This is a genomic window from Paenibacillus sp. MY03 (assembly GCF_002165585.1).
Lineage (GTDB): Bacteria > Bacillota > Bacilli > Paenibacillales > Paenibacillaceae > Pristimantibacillus > Pristimantibacillus agaridevorans.
Window position 1 is genome coordinate 25018 of record NZ_MXQD01000020.1, and the last position, 16246, is coordinate 41263.

Annotated in this window: 14 protein-coding genes; all 14 read right to left on the reverse strand. The window is 42.8% G+C overall.

Annotated features, from left to right (window positions below; genetic code table 11):
- Positions 1–88 precede the first annotated feature (88 nt).
- Entirely contained in the window at positions 89–895 is an 807-nt protein-coding gene (locus tag B1748_RS18455) for a formyltransferase family protein (protein ID WP_087569409.1), read from the reverse strand.
- Positions 892–2277: a DUF4910 domain-containing protein gene (locus B1748_RS18460; RefSeq protein WP_218781641.1), complete on the reverse strand. Its 1386-nt coding sequence runs from the start codon at positions 2275–2277 to the stop codon at positions 892–894. The genes B1748_RS18455 and B1748_RS18460 overlap by 4 nt, the downstream gene beginning before the upstream one ends.
- Before the next feature lie 130 nt (positions 2278–2407).
- Positions 2408–3574 carry a UDP-4-amino-4,6-dideoxy-N-acetyl-beta-L-altrosamine transaminase gene (pseC, locus tag B1748_RS18465; RefSeq protein WP_087569515.1) on the reverse strand — a complete coding sequence of 389 codons (1167 nt, stop codon included), beginning with the start codon at positions 3572–3574 and terminating at the stop codon, positions 2408–2410.
- 34 nt (positions 3575–3608) lie between these two features.
- Positions 3609–4556, reverse strand: a complete 948-nt coding sequence (locus B1748_RS18470) for a dTDP-glucose 4,6-dehydratase (RefSeq protein ID WP_087569410.1) — start codon at positions 4554–4556, stop codon at positions 3609–3611.
- Positions 4557–4567: 11 nt separating this feature from the next.
- Positions 4568–5629 carry a pseudaminic acid synthase gene (gene pseI, locus B1748_RS18475; RefSeq protein ID WP_256975756.1) on the reverse strand — a complete coding sequence of 354 codons (1062 nt, stop codon included), beginning with the start codon at positions 5627–5629 and terminating at the stop codon, positions 4568–4570.
- Between the two features lie 4 nt (positions 5630–5633).
- Positions 5634–6224 (reverse strand): formyltransferase family protein, encoded by a 591-nt coding sequence (locus B1748_RS18480; protein ID WP_256975757.1) that lies wholly within the window; start codon positions 6222–6224, stop codon positions 5634–5636.
- Complete coding sequence (gene pseG, locus B1748_RS18485) at positions 6221–7324, reverse strand: UDP-2,4-diacetamido-2,4,6-trideoxy-beta-L-altropyranose hydrolase (protein ID WP_087569411.1); 1104 nt, start codon at positions 7322–7324, stop codon at positions 6221–6223. Before pseG ends, B1748_RS18480 begins: the two co-directional genes overlap by 4 nt.
- 14 nt (positions 7325–7338) lie before the next feature.
- Complete coding sequence (locus B1748_RS18490; protein ID WP_087569412.1) at positions 7339–8067, reverse strand: cytidylyltransferase domain-containing protein; 729 nt, start codon at positions 8065–8067, stop codon at positions 7339–7341.
- Positions 8064–9110 (reverse strand): polysaccharide biosynthesis protein, encoded by a 1047-nt coding sequence (locus B1748_RS18495; protein ID WP_087569413.1) that lies wholly within the window; start codon positions 9108–9110, stop codon positions 8064–8066. The genes B1748_RS18490 and B1748_RS18495 overlap by 4 nt, the downstream gene beginning before the upstream one ends.
- A 242-nt stretch (positions 9111–9352) precedes the next feature.
- A complete protein-coding gene (locus tag B1748_RS18500) occupies positions 9353–11164 on the reverse strand; it encodes a capsular polysaccharide export protein, LipB/KpsS family (protein WP_087569414.1) in 1812 nt (603 codons plus the stop codon).
- Between the two features lie 51 nt (positions 11165–11215).
- On the reverse strand, positions 11216–12439 hold the full coding sequence (locus tag B1748_RS18505; protein ID WP_087569415.1) for a glycosyltransferase family 8 protein: 1224 nt from the start codon (positions 12437–12439) through the stop codon (positions 11216–11218).
- 11 nt (positions 12440–12450) lie between these two features.
- Positions 12451–13725, reverse strand: coding sequence for a glycosyltransferase family 2 protein (locus B1748_RS18510; RefSeq protein WP_087569416.1), 1275 nt, complete (start codon positions 13723–13725; stop codon positions 12451–12453).
- A gap of 16 nt (positions 13726–13741) precedes the next feature.
- Positions 13742–14905 carry a UDP-galactopyranose mutase gene (gene glf / locus B1748_RS18515; RefSeq protein WP_087569417.1) on the reverse strand — a complete coding sequence of 388 codons (1164 nt, stop codon included), beginning with the start codon at positions 14903–14905 and terminating at the stop codon, positions 13742–13744.
- Positions 14906–14922: 17 nt separating this feature from the next.
- Positions 14923–16245: a glycosyltransferase family 2 protein gene (locus B1748_RS18520; protein ID WP_179215664.1), complete on the reverse strand. Its 1323-nt coding sequence runs from the start codon at positions 16243–16245 to the stop codon at positions 14923–14925.
- Between the last annotated feature and the right edge of the window lies 1 nt (position 16246).

Sequence of the window (16246 nt, forward strand, 5' to 3'; positions counted from 1 at the left end):
GACTCACTCCAATCTAAATTTATCAAAAAAGCTTTCGGACGAATCATCTGCTCTACTTTCTTACCAATCGTTTTAAAGTTTAACAAAATTAATGAAATGCTCTTACCAAATTGGGTGCTTCGCTTTGGATTCTACCATCTAAAAACTGATCAACAATATCATTGTCAAACAATTGATAGATGACTCGCAGGTGGGTAGGTTCCCAGTCCGAATTGAGAAAGAGTTTTCCGCTGTTTTTTTGCGGAGTTCCTTCAAACTTATGGCCATCTTTGCGAAGGTTTAAGATCTTAACTAGATCTTTGGCCACTTGAGTAACGGCACGACAAGCAACATCGTGGATTCCATCACCTTTTTTAAGCTCAGGTACAGAGTGATGAATGATATCGCCTGCATCAATTTGAGGACTTAGCCTATGAATAGTCATGCCAGCCCAATTAGGCTTCATAAAATAAAATGGCCAAAATAAAGTAACAGTTCCACGATACCAAGGGGAAAGTCCCCCATGAATATTCCAAGCATAGTTTGGACAAATATCAATAATCTCTGGTGACAATTTATGAACACCATAGGAAACTAGTTGATCTGGATTAAATCTTCTAATCCAATCAACAACTTTTTGGCTGTTCAGTTCTTCTTGACTGATATACAACACAGGTATACCATCAAGTAGATCTATAGAGATTGTCTCATCAAAAAACCTATGTTCTGTAAGATCACGGTCCGAAAAATGGCGAATAAAGTTCTTTCGATCAATTTCTGTTAGGTTCTCAGGTGGTGCAGGAACAAAGCTCTCACGTTGTTCTATGACGAGTGCTCGTAAAAGACCTGCTTCATGTAGCCTGCGAGCGATGTACAAATGACGGGGATGGGAGCCAGTCATGAAAACCGTATTCAATCGAACCAACTCCTTTTCTCCAGATAAGGACCTTTAAGCAGGTTTTTCTGTAACAATAATTGAACGATTGGTAACATTTCAAAAATGTTCGTTTCACACTTCTCAGCAATCTCCGATAAACGATGTTGACCATCTGCATAGTTAAGAAGAGTAAGGACTCGATTCAGATGTGTACGACCATCAATCTGTTCATTAGTAGAAAATGAACGGTTCAAAGGGCTATTCAAATCAGGATATAAGTCGTGCTGGTCAAGTTTTACTTCCCCGTAAGGTGATTGACTTACGTAATACCCATCTTCCTCGAATGCTTTTAATAACTGCTCTATTTCATCCACGCTGTTCATCAATGCCTGTAATGTCATAAATTCTTTATCATCCATTGAATTATGATATGCTTCATATTGCCCATACACACTACGAGCCATCTGCCCTACTGGGAGATTAAAACCTGGAGAGCAATACTGGCGTTCATCAGACCCGCCGATAGGAGTGAAAGGACGTATATTACCAGTGACCACGCCCGATTGAAAAATATGTTGAATAAAATCGTCAAGATGAGAGGTCTCTTGTCTAGACGTTTTGTAGCTAAGAGAAGGCATGGCTCCGCTCGAATCTTTACCTCCAAGACAAGTAAAAACAAGTCCAGCGTATAACTGCTTCTTTAGTTCTTGTCCGAATAGATGGAGATAAGAAATACTGCCAATTGTTTCAGGGAGAAATACAAAACGATACGTAAATCGACGATTTGTCCACTTTTTAAGTCTTTTGTAAAGAAAAGTAGCTACAAGTGGACCACTTAGCTCATTGTTGGCCATCGAGGGGTGGCAAATATACGTGCTTAATAAAATTTCACGGTCACTCGATCCTGGAAGTACGCAGTGTGCCAGGTTCAGCTCTCCATTGACAAATTCGGAATCGATGTATGCATGATATTCTCCTTCGGGAAGAGATTCGAGTTGTCTGTGAGCCATGCAGAATCCACTGCGTCTTTTATAGTAGGAAGTTACATATGGAATTGCATCAGGTAACGTAGGCATGGAGTTAATATATTGCTTAAGCTCACTTAAAGGCATTCTTTGATCGAGGGGTGCGCTATAGTTAACAACGTGTAAATTGTATTTAGCAAAATCAATAATCTTGTTACCGGCCGAATCTTTAATCCAAGCTTCGCGAATATGCCATTCCTGGGGAATAGTCCAGTCAAATACCTTGGTTCCTGTTGGAACTCTGAGCAGCTCTAAATCAATATGCTTTTGTAATAGTTGAATGGATTCACGTACACCGGGACCTGTTATGCTTCGACAGATTGGAAAGAGGAGATCAAATAAACCTTCCATTTCTTGCAATTCAACATTAGTATCTACTGAGGTTCCAACGGTCATTCTTATCGACTCCGATATACTTCGAATTTTATGATTATCTTTAAAAGAGGACCTCCACGAAACGAGTTCTTGGAGGCCACAGACACGTTACAACTACTGTAGGTATAGTGACGCGTAAAACAAATTCAAATTATAGCACTTCATAGGTCTTGCCAGCTGTTCGTAAAACCGCATGAATGACGTCCTGTACGTCATCATCCGACATCGCCGGGAAAATTGGCAGGGACATTGCCTCCTCATAATAAGCTTCTGCTTCCGGACATTGCTGATCTGCATAACCAAGATCACGATAATATGGCTGCTTGTACACAGGAATATAATGTACATGAACGCCGATATTACGTTTGCGCAGCTCTGCGAAAGCATCAGCTCGGTCAATGCCTACTCGCCAACGGATGACGTACAAATGCCAACTCGAGTTTGATTTAGGGTGCTGGTAAGGCCTCATGATGCACTCGAAGTCTGCGAATGCACGATTGTACTGCTCTGCAATCTCTCGGCGACGCACAACGAAGCGATCAAGCTTATTCATCTGAGAGGCACCAAGTGCAGCCTGTATATCGGTTATCCGATAGTTATATCCAAGTGATTGCATCTCGTAATACCAGGGGCCATCGTTACGTTCTAGCAACGCTGGATCTTTCGTCATCCCGTGGCTGCGGAAAGCGAGTAGTCTATCACGGTACTCCTCGCTATCCGTAGCAATGACACCGCCTTCCCCAGTCGTCACGTGCTTGACTGGATGGAAGCTGAACATCGTCATGTCCGCGAGTGTCCCAACCTTGCGCCCTTCGTAAGAAGCTCCTAACGAATGAGCAGCATCTTGGATGAAGACGAGACCATGTTCTTTCGCAAGCTTCGAGAAACGATCTGTTTCCACCGGCTGACCGCTGAAGTCGACGGCAATGATCGCCTTCGACTTGGAATTGATTTTGCGCTCTACATCGTCAGGGTCTAAGTTGTATGTATCCGGCCGGATATCCGCGAATACTGGCGTACCTCCGCAATAGAGTATGCAGTTACTGCTAGCCAAAAAGGTAATCGGCGTCGTAATAACCTCATCGCCTGGCGAGATGCCCGCCGCATAACATGCGCCGTGCAAAGCCGCAGTTCCATTGCTGAACGCGACTACGTACTTCGCGCCTACATATTCTGCCACCGCTCGCTCGAAACGCTCAATAGCTGGTCCTTGTGTAATAAAATCTCCCTGCAGCACGTCCACAACGGCTGCGATATCCTCATCGTCAATCCATTGCTTGCCGTAAGGAAGAAAAGTATTACGATCGCGGCGGTTCATTGTGTTCATAGGCAACTGCCCTCTTTCAAGAGAATTAAATCAGATTCGTGGTCTTAATCCACTGCTCTGTTCTACGAATACCCTCTTCAAGCGAAATTTCCGGCCTCCAACCTAACAGACGCTCAGCCTTATCGGAGTTACACAGCAACTTCTGTATCTCACTCTGCGGATGGATATGCTTAACATGACATATACGCGATTCGTCTCCAACGACAAGTTGAGCCAAATCGTTGATTGCAATGTCACTCCCTAGCCCAGCGTTCACAATCTCACCATTCACAGCGTCGGAGTATCCCGCTTCAGCGACGAACCGTGCACAATCCTCAACATAAAGCAAATCGCGGGTTTGTGTGCCATCCCCATAGATGTTCAGCATCTTACCAGACAACTTGTTCTTAATAAAAATCGCGACAACTCCGCCCTCTCCACCCGTTTTCTGGAATGGACCATATGTATTGAACGGACGAATGACAACCGTCGGCAAACCATAAGCATGGTAGTAAGAGAGTACCATGTTCTCAGCAGCGATCTTCGCACCGGCATATGGAGATGCTGGCTTAATCGGGTCAAGCTCGGTGATGCCTCCTAGATTTGTACAGCGGTCGTACACCATGCATGTGCTCATAAAGACAACTTTAACGTCATACTTGCGGCATTGCTCAAGAATATAGAACGTGCCAATTGTATCGTTATTGAAGGTCGTACGCGGATCATCGATCGAATCCTGCACGTTGATGGATGCGCCGAGATGATAGCAAATATCGAAGCTGTTCTCCTCAAACAACCGCTCGAGCAGTGTATCGTCCAGGATCGTGCCCTTAATGAATGCCTTCAATCCTGAATTTTCCCGGAACTCGTCAATATTCACTTCACGACCGTTAGACAAATCATCCACGATCCACACTGAATGGCCATCATCAAGCAGATGTTTGGCCACCCATCTTCCGATAAATCCGGCCCCGCCGGTAAGTAGAATGTTCATCGATTTCATCCTCAATCCATAATTATGTCATAACTCGCTGGCGTTCCCTTCGATACGTCCTTCCTAACCTTCTGGCCCAGCAACAGCTCCAAATGTTTCGGAGAAAGACCGTAACCCGGACGAATCGCTCGCAAGTTGTCCGCTTTTAACACTTCGCCAACTTTCATATCTTTGACGACATAGAGAGAGCGGCGGAACTTTAACGAGCCCCTCTCCCTCTCCGTCGCCCCGTAAGAAATCGTCCCCAAGCCTTGCCAAGCTCTCTCTGTTTCTTCTACGAGACTACGCATTTCCGCAGGCTCGAGCGAAAACTCGGCATCGACTCCACCGTCGGCACGATTCAGAGTAAAATGCTTTTCGATGACCGTTGCCCCCATAGCCACGCTGGCAACGGCAACTCCAATACCGAGCGTATGATCCGAAAGGCCGATTTGGACGTCGAATAATTGCTGCATGTGTGGAATCGTACGAATATTCGAGTTCTCCGGAGAAGCAGGGTAAGAGCTCGTGCATTTCAGCAAAACAAGATCATTCCCTCCGGCCTCTCTAACCGTTCGAACAAGCTCGTCCAACTCGGCAATGCTCGCCATTCCCGTTGAGACGATCATTGGCTTTCCAGTCGAGGCTACTTTGCGAAGAAGTGCCACATCGGTATTTTCGAAAGAAGCGATCTTGTAACACTCGACGCCGAGCGATTCCAAGAAATCAACGGCCGTTTCATCGAAAGGAGTGCTGAAACCAATAATACCCAGTTCCTTGCAGCGATCAAAGATCGCTTTGTGCCATCCCCATGGTGTATGCGCCTCGTCATAAAGGTCGTATAAGGTCCTGTTCTTCCATAAACTATTCTGGTCTTCAATATAGAAGTCAGGGTTGTCCGAATTGATTGTCATCGTATCAGCCGTATAGGTCTGAATCTTTAATGCATGCGCTCCAGCTTGAGCTGCCGCTTCTACGATCTCTAACGCCCGCTCCAACGACTGGTTATGGTTCCCAGACATCTCCGCGATGATGAACGGCGGATGGTTCGCTCCGATTTTGCGGTTACCGACGACTATTTCATGCTTATTCAATTTGCTACCCCTCCGTCGTTTTTGATATTTGTCCTTTACCCAAAATCCTTTCGATCGGAGTTTCCCAGCTATCCGTTAGCAAGTGGGCAAATCTCTGCTTATCTGCCGTTCTATGATAACTTCCTCCAGCGGGTTGGACTGTTCCCTCTGCTTTTCCGGAACGGATTGACGGCCATTGGGCAAGAAACAAGTCCTCGATTGTTGCTGTAAGGTGCTCGTAGCTCGTCTTTAATGTATCTTGCGGACTGAATTCCACCATTTTCTGCGCGATAATATCCCCGGTATCGAGACCGCTGTCGATATAATGAATCGTCACGCCCTTCGGTGTATCTTCTAAGAAACTCCACAAATTAGGATCCGCCCCTCGATTCCAAGGTAAATACGAAATATGTAGATTGATTAATTTGCGTTCGAATTTTTCTAAGATAGGTTGCCGAATAAGATACCGATATTTATAACTAACAATGAATTCAATTCCCGCAGGTTCGAGTTCTTCTAATAGAATACGTTCTTCTGTGCACCACACTCTATCTCCGTGCATTTGAAGCGTTTCAATAATACGTCTATTGTTAGGACCTAGTAAACAAATATTCAATTCACTTCATCCTTCAACATAGAATTAAGAATATCGGTATCTTCGTTAAAGTGATTTATCAGCATCAATGCTGCCGAACTCATTGCGGTGACTAGCTCAGGACTTCGTTGAAGCTGATCAAAACAATCAAACCATGCTTGTTCTGAAATCTCATTATAATGGCCTAAATAGAACGTTGCCCCAGTTAATGCAACCATTTTCGTGATTTCCACTTGATTGTCCGCAGTCGTTATGGTTACAGAGGGCAAGCCTAAAAAGCATCTTTCCCAAGTGGTCGAGCCTCCGGCCCCTAATGCTAAATCAGCATGCAGCATCAGCCGGGACATATAGTCGATCTGACTATGAAGTCGGAAATGGTTATGCGTAGCACAAAATCGAGCAATGTCATCAAGCTGTTCATTTGCCCCTCCGACAACTACATCAAATTCTACCTCCGTCATGACTAAGCGAGCCATCGCTTTGAGAGTCTTTAATGTCTCCCCCGTTGGGTCGGTGCCTCCAAAAAAAATGAGAACATTGCGAATCGAGCCATCCCGAATCCTCGCCTTCGCACGGGCGAGTTGAAACTCTTCCCTCAAAAGGGCATACTGGGGGCCAAGCAACTTCACGCAGGCACTTGGAACCAAACCGTCGTACCGTTGAACCATTCTATCAAACAGATTCTGATCGAGTAAAATGTCACAATCATGTGTTCGGTTTGCGAGATCATCGATTACGAAAATGCGTCTCGCGAACGCTCTAGCTTTCTTTTCCCAGCGGCTATCAATCGCGTAATGATCAATAACGAGCCAGTCTAATAAACCGTTATCCCTTAAGCTTCCTTCCGTCTGTGCAACGTCAATCGACCAAGATTCGCCCAACCACGTTTCGTATCCGGTTCCCTTGACCTTTTGCCCCTTCGTTTCCTCACATGCCGGCAACCGATAAACGTGAAACCCTTGACGTTGAACGTAATCGCACAGATTCCCCTCGTGTTCCCTGCACACGAAATGAACATCGGCTCCACTACGACGCAGCCTCTCTGCCAGTGTCAGGCTTCTCATAACATGTCCGCTTCCAATTTCTATAGAAGCATCAACGCGAATACCGACCCTCATCATAAATCAAGCCTTCCTTAGACTAGCTTTTTCTGTTCTACGTGCGCGTTAATTTTATTCAATTCAGGATAGTGAAATAGCAAGACTTTCGCATCTTCGAATGTAATGTACGGCCCTTCATATCTGCATTTCTCGAAGATCGTACGAATCAATTCCCAATCCTCTTCCGTATCTAAAGTCCAACGATAATGGGAATAATCTTCTGAACCCCTTTGTGTTGCACAACGGAATACATCCGGATGCTGATATAAATATGGTGTTACATGTTCGCGTTCATAAGGACGACTTGCTTGGGACCATGCTGTCTCCAACGCACTAAAACTGAAAATCTCCGCATCGAGCCCCCTCGGATACGTTCGTTCCAGTGTGTTGCTGGCATAATCGCTACCCGATTCCCGGTACAAACAGATGAGATCTTCGACCACAGCAGGCTCGATTAAAGGACAGTCGGACGTGACGCGAAGGACAGCCTCGGCCCCCGCCTTCTTAGCTGTCCTGTAGTACCGGTCGAGCACATCATCTTCGCTCCCCCGATACACTTGTATGTTTAAACGGCGCGCCTCATCTTCGATAGGATCATCATTCTTCTTCGACGTTGTGGCGATCCATAATTCATCGATGGAAGGCACGCGCCTCAGCCGATCAACCACATGGCCAAGCACACTGAGTCCATTAATTTGTTTGAGCACTTTGCCCGGTAATCGCGTCGAGCCCATTCGAGCTTGTACAATAGCCACTGTCTTCACAGGCCTACTCCCGCTTTCATGATCGGCGCATGTTCAATTAAACGATTCGACAACAACATCTCTCGCAGTTCTTCTTTCGTGATCGGAAGAGCGTCATGGGAACTATAGCTGTCTGTTCGAGTCACTCTTTCTCCCTCATATTTATTTCGTTGAATGAACGCACTCGGAACAACGAACATATCCTCCAATTCAATCGCTCGGCTGTATTCTTCCTCTGTTAATAGCTCCTCATACATTTTCTCACCTGGCCGCAGACCTATTTCTTCGATTTGAATGCGTTTTGCCGGAATGCCCAACTGTCGTGCGGAAGCCTCGATAATGCAGTCAGCAAGTTCGGACAGTCGGATAACTGGCATTTTCAGAACGAATACTTCTCCACCTTGTGCCCGTTCCATCGCCTTGATCGTGAGCTCCGTTGCTTGCTGCTTCGTCATCATGAATCTCGTCATGTCGCGCCGTGTCAAAGTGATGCCACCGCGCTCTGCGATCTGTTGCTGAAATAATGGGATAACTGAACCTCGAGAGCCCATGACATTACCGAAACGAACAGCCGCAAAAATCGTTTTACCTGCCCCTGCCTGATATTGCCCGGCTTGAATCAATCGTTCAGCCATAAGCTTGGATGCACCATACGTGTTGGAGGGCGCGATCGCCTTGTCCGTGCTCGTAAATATCGTTTTTCGCACTCCGCATTCGAGGGACGCACGTATTACGTTCTGGGTGCCAATAATATTCGTCTGAACCGCCTCGAAGGGATTATATTCGCAAGCCGGTACATGTTTCATCGCAGCGACGTGGAACACATAATCGATGTCCTGCATCGCACGGAGCACACGATCGTAATCACGAACATCTCCGATGAGGTAACGGATATTCCCAAATTCCCGCATTGCTTGCTGAAGTTCGAATTGTTTATGTTCATCACGGCTAAACACACGAACGACGGTCGGCGACTGAGATAATATATGCCGCAGAAGACTTTGTCCAATCGTTCCTGTGCCGCCAATAATTAATATTTTCTTTTGATAGAAGAAGTTATCCATCTCAGACTAGCCCCCAATTCCCATTTTATGCACATTCAGCTGTTGCATATATCCCCAAACCTTATACCTTATTTATCGGGAATGAATGCTATTAAAATGAGCATTTTGCATAATTCGCTTGAGTCTAAGTGACAGCAGAACTCAATAGAAACCTAAGTTGAAATTGGTGGCTTTCGCTAGCCTACAAATTACTCCCCGCTTTTGGGACAGCCTTTTTTATTCTAGAAAATCAGAACGCCCCTTTACAATAGTAATGTTTGGGGCGTGTCCCAATTTTCATAAGATGGGCGTTCATCCATGTAGTTTTCTAATAATGTCTTATTGTTAATTATCATATCTAACAACCATTTTGTAGAGCGGTGATTCATTAGCGTGTCCCAGCTCTCTTCAATCCACATCATAAAATCAGACGTGACATGACCAAAGGAATTATCAACACTGTTGTGCATGATTAGAGCAAAATATAATTTTGCTTTTAAGATTTTATCATCTGTCAATTTAATTTCTTGCTCTTGTAAAGCTTCGCTGATATATTGAAAATACTCTTTCTCGCTTTCAGCCTTTTTTACAAAGCCAGCGTTAGCATAATATACATCATTTTTAACGATAACGTTTTTTCCAATTAGGGCAGCTTCAACTCCAACTGTACTAGTGTTCGGTAGAATAACTGAAGCATTCTCAATTAATTCATACGAGTCAACATCAGAGCTAGCCGGAATGAATTCAAATAAAGGATGCCCGTCGAACTTCGAACGAAGCAGCGACTCTACTTCTTTTCCTGTGCCGAACCGCCGTTCATGTGGATGCTGTCTTACAATAACCTTAACTGAATGATTGGCTAGTATATACTCTATTGTTTTGACTAACCATTCATCAAAATAACCAAATACATCATGATCTCCAAAGGCAGCGCTGTCCCAAAAGATGTTCAGCGGTATTAGCACCGATTTTTGAATGCTTTTATTCGTTTTACCTTTAAAATTATTCTTCATATGGGTATCAGCAAACTCATAGAAATAAGATAATTGTGAATGAGATAACTCTTTATCCTCCATGAATCGAATATCTTTCTGCAGGACGGCAGGACCTGACTTTGAAAAAGTATATCCCCTAACATATTCATACGTGTAAACTTGTTTTCCGAATAGCTTGGCCAACTCATTCAATATTGAGAACTCAAAATGAATGCCAGTAAAGGTGACCACTTTGTGATAGTCGTGAGTACTTAAAAATCCTTTTATTGCTCTCGCATTTTTATACCACTTATATTCCACCTGTCTTAACAGTTCACTGTTATCATTCAAAACTATACTTCTCGTAAGCCAAACCTTATTGTAGTAAAGCTTTCTTTGAAGAATTTGTAGTTCTTGTTTATCTAATTCAATCTGATTAGATTCACTTAATTTATAAAACGGTATACCGGAAACATCCTTTACCTTCTCTAACAATTCAATAAATAGTTTATTTTGATATTCATTTACTCCATCATGTAGGAACGCGTCCCCAAAATAAGACTGATCGTTTAATAAAAATTCCACATTTACCCCTTTTGCTCTCAACATCATTCCTAATGCGATTTGCTGAAAGGGTATGACCATTCCAACCCACTCTTGAATCATTATGAGCAACTTCTCTTTTTCATCGCATGGATTTATCTCGATATCACGATAAACACCTATAAACTTAATCATTTGTGGATAGTACTGTTTCATCTCAATATTCTCGTTTAATACATCACTCATCATCGTATTGAGAACATCAATAACTGTATAGTTACCCAGCTTCTTGTACTCATCCTCATCTTTTATCCGCTTCCAAAACCGATTACAAATTAATATTGTATAATCTTCGGCTGAATAATTCATATTCGTAAACTCATCCACACTTAATACGCGCTTACCGTATTTCTCCCTTGTGCTTGGCGTTGACTCAATGAAGAAATCCGCCCCATCCAAAATATTAAATCTATCATTAATGAATTCAAATCCAACTCCACTACCGAAGATTACATACTTTGGCGTATTTATATTGAGCTTCTTAGAAGATGAAGACACTATATTTGCACTCCTTTGCAAGGTCAGCCAGTTAGCCTCCCGCTTTCTAAGCTACATTTTATTAAGTTCGTAGATCACTGTTTCCAATGATAAAACTGGACATGAATCATCAAGATAATCACGGATTTGACGAAAATGAGCGCATGCTGCCACTATAATCACATCAACGTCATCAAAGTGAGAACCGTTTCTGATTTCAATCCCATTGCTGTATCCTTTAGCATTCTTATCGATAAGGTAAGAAACCTTTACTTCTCCTTTATCAAGATCAGAGCATAGTATTTCTTGCATCGGGTTCACCCCGTAGACAGCTATTTTATAAAAGTTCCTCTCTTGAAAATAATGCTCCAGCTTCCGTTGCCTATCTTCTGTTTTCAACAATAGCAATGCCATGGCATAATACAACTTTAACGCTCGGTTTTGTTGGCCTAGGTTACTTGAGGATTCTTCGTATTCTGCTCGTAATTGTTCATAAAAAGGGGTCTTTTGAGCATAATCCCACCATAGATTTTCTATAATTGAACCAGGGCTTGCCACAGTAGCGTTCCATGGTTTGTAATTAGGACTTAGGTAATGAATGATAGAAGCGAAGTGTTCCTCATGTGACTTAGCACTGCCGTATAATTGTTCAAAAAGAGCAGGAGGACAATTATAATCGGTCGCATTTACGATCCGACATTTTGAACTCAAAGCCAGGTTAAAGATGTCCTGATCGAACCAAGTAAGCCGACTTATGTTTTCACCAGCAATTTGCAAGAAGTACTTAAACCCAACTCCCTCTTCTCGCATTTTGTGCAAATTAAACAACATGATTCCCGCATTAAAATATATGCTTCCCTGTGGGATTTGCAACTTTCGCTTGAAACGATCCGTATTCAGCTCCAAATCTTCACAAGCGGCAATATAGTAATTATCCAAGTCAGTATCATAGAATTCCTGCAGCGATTTTCTAACGATAATATCAACATCCAAAGCCAGAACTCGATTAACCGATTGTGGCAATACATCCGCTATAAACATCCTGAAATATAGAATTCCAGGAAATTGTTGCCTTACCGGGAACCCTGCTAGAAGAGAAGTATCTATCGGTATCGGATGAATATGGTTGTTATAAAAATCCGCTTGTTCTTGAAGTAATGTAAAGTCCTCTGCCTCTAATTCGGAATGCATGACATAGACATTAATTTCAGTACCTACATGATTTTCATACAAAGAAGCAAGCATAACCAGCAAATATGAATAAAACTTTTTACTGGAAATCACCAGAATATCCATGTTAACCCCTCCTATACTCCTGAAACATAGTTAATATTCTTAACAAGCCCTAATTGATCAAGTTGTCGAGATATTGCACGCGCGGTGTTCATCGAACCCAGCACAATAATAAAATAATCTTCAGGCTTTTTGTATTTTTCCAGCTGGCTAAAAGGATAAACATGGATAGAGTTTGCTTTCTGTGCCTCAACAATATGGAAATTATCCAGTCGGCAGTTATTGTCCAGAATTCCGACAATTTGACTGCCCTTATTTGTGATACGCTGAGCAAAAGATACGGATAATTTGCCAGCTGGGCAAAAATAAATATCTTTGCCTAATTGTTCACTTTGTAATTGCACCTGCTTTCGTATGAACCCCCATACATAAGCAGCACAGCCAAGCATACCGTATTGTCGATATAAGGAAAGATTGACGGTGAAGGTTTCAAATTCAACATCCGAAGAAAAAAACTTATAGTCAGCGATTTCATCCAAAGACATTTTGTCTATTAACGACAAGGTGCTTGCATAAATGAAATGATCAACAGCTCGTTGTTTCGCTTCCGAGATTGCATTTTTCTGAATAAACAGATCCATTTGTTTCGAACAAAATTCGATCCCCTTATAATTCTCCTGGACTGTAAATGTATCTACCAAGGAATTTTCAGAAAAATGCCTGTAATAGAAATAAAAAATATCCGGCATGGTGTGTATGGTTTTGGCACTCAAAAAAGCTAAGCTGTTGAAGCAAATATCTTCATGAGTTTTAATATCAAAAAAAGTTAAGTTGTTATTCTTCAAAAAAGAATGATTAAACAAACTCCGCCATACGGCAAGGTGCAGGAGGGCGGCTTTATCTGATAACAAATCATCTGCGTCATATTCCTTATCATGTTCAACAATCCGAACCTCGTGAGTTCCTTGTGGTGTAATTTCTTTGTGATTCAAAGTTAATATGTCTATTTGGGGATTTGCCCGCAAACGTTCGGCAATTTTATCAAACACCGTGTTATCAATCTTATCGTCACTATCCATGAAAAAGATAAACTGCCCTGTTGCCAATTCCATTCCTTTGTTCCGTGCCAGACCTGGGCCACCATTCTTTAATTGATGGATGGCCTTGATATGAGAGTACTCGCTAGCAAATGAATCACAAATTTCAGCGCTTCTATCTGTAGAAGCATCATTTACTAACAAGAGTTCATAATCGGCAAACTTCATATTTAAAAGTTCATTTATTGTCTCAATAAGGATCCGTTCCCTATTGTAAACTGGCATTATTATACTTACCAGTGGAAGTTCCATAAAGCTCACCCTTAAACTAGATTCTTCCTTTCAATTCCTCAGCCACATCAAGCGCACGCCGCACAACATTATCCATGTTGTAGTATTGATAATCTGCCAATCTGCCGCAGAGTGTCAGATTGCTGAATTCCTTAGCTAGCTGCAGATATTTTTCTTTTAGAAGTTGAGTTTGATCGTTACCTATTGGATAATAAGGCTCGTTCCCTTGGTCAGCTGACTTATCGTAAGGAAGTGAATATTCTTTGGCAATGACTGTCCTCCCTGGAATATCTTGCACAGGTAGCTTGGTATACTCTGTGATACGAGTAAATGCAGCGTCCTTGGGATAAGCAACAATAGCTGTTTCCTGAAAGCTAGATTGTGGAAGCGAGACCCACTCAAAGACAAGTGAGCGATAGGGAAGTGCTCCAAATTGCCAACCGAACAATTCATCAAGGGCTCCAGTATAAATAATATGTGGGGCAGAATTTTTTTGGTAAGAAACCCGTCCCGTTTCTTCATCAAGCTCCAGATCTTGCAAAGCATCCGTCTGTAACCTTATGGATATTAGCGGATGATCCACCATGTTGCGGACCATTGCCGTAAATCCGCCCTCTGGTTGACATTCGAATTCATCATTAAAGTAACTATCTCTATCATTCAGCAATATAGGGACACGGCGTATGACGCTCTTATCGATTTCCTCCGGATCCCTTCCCCACTGTTTAGCTGTATAAGGGCGGAAATCTTCCTCAAAAAGCATTTCAGCGTAACCTCTTATTGCATCATCATCTGACTCAAGCAGTTCAAAGACGGTAACTTTCTCTTGACCGGGATAAGCTCGCAGCAAACGAGAAATTAAATCTTCTGCGGTTTCCGAGTCATAAAGCATGCGAATGGATGTAAAATTAAAAGGACAAGGAACCGCAATCCCCTTAACGATCGCCCTGTAAGTCAACTTATAGGGATTCATCTTGACGAATCGGCATAAATATTCATACACACCGCGATCATTAGTATGAAAAGTATGCGGTCCATATCGCTGTACCAATATTCCGTGTTCATCCACTTCATCGAATGTATTGCCTGCGATATGTGCCCGACGTTCCAGCATCAAAACCCGCTTTCCGATTTCAGCCAACTCTCTTGCCAGAATACTTCCAGCAAGTCCGGTTCCAACAATTACAACGTCAAACTCCATCTTGTCCCCTCCAACCTTTAACAAACTAGCAGATTACTTTCCGGAACTCCATAGTTCACACACTGTTGATATAGAAGTTCATTCAAATCACGATAAATCGTTGCAATCAAAACAACGGTTCGTTCTTTTTGAGCATCGGTAAGTGTATCCAATATGGCTGGAGCATCACATGACTTTCCTTGAATGGTTAGACCATGCATCTCCGTGTTATTATCTAAATAAGCCATATTTGAGAATCTGCTGTAGTCTAACCAGCGCATAATATCCTGTGCATAACGACCACATGGCAATATATAAATCGAAGCAGGTGATAGACCTTCAACATAACCTACGATGCGCTGCCGCTCTGATGCAAAGTAAGTCGCAAGTGTTTCCCCGTTCAAATCGTCGGCTTCCATAAAAACTTGCAACCGTGCTAGTTCTTCATGCAAATCTTCCTTGATCAGTGACAAAACAGTTCGGACATGATTCAATATCTTCACTGCTTGCTGCCAACTTTCACTAGCCCATAAATCGCTATGCCCTAAAACCAATTTCAGTTCTTGGGCTAGTTTCGAAATAACAATTGATTTCTTGGCATCGAAATCCTTTACTTCCTGCAACAATGCAAGAAACTCAGCAAAGGATTGAACATGAGCAAGGGACTGGAGCTTAGCAGCAGAAGATGTAGAGTTTGCTCTGCGGCGATAGTAAAGGAACGGGTTTTCCAACAATGCAAAGGAGGATGCGGAGAACAAGATACGGAATGTTACAATGGCATCCAGCAATGGACAAAACCGCGCCTCTTCCAAGTGACTTTCAAACAAAGATCCATTTATAAGCGAGCGTTTAAAAATATATCGCCAATAGGCCAAATGATAATTAGGAATGGATTGAATATAACGAAGGACATTATCTGTCGAACAATAATCAATGCGATCACGGTCTAGTGATATATCTATCAAGGGATATGCATTCGCTTCCGTAAAGCTCATATAACGCCCAATAATCACGTCAGGAGCTTGCGTTTGAATAATTTCCGCCACCTCGTGCAGATATCCTCTCCTGACAAAATCATCCCCATCTATAATCTGCAAATAGGTTCCACGAGCAGTCTCCAATCCCGCTTTGTGAGCGCGATATAACTGCGAAGGCCGCTCAAGCGGAACAAACCGAACGTGATTGGGATAACGTTCAGCATAATCACGACAAATATCTGGGCTGTTATCTGACGAACCATCGTCAACGACAACGATTTCATAATCAGAAAAGCCTTCTTGATGCACAAGGCTGTCTAAACATTCGCCAATATATTTATCAAGATTACATACGGTTATGATGATGCTTATCAAAGGGTTCATA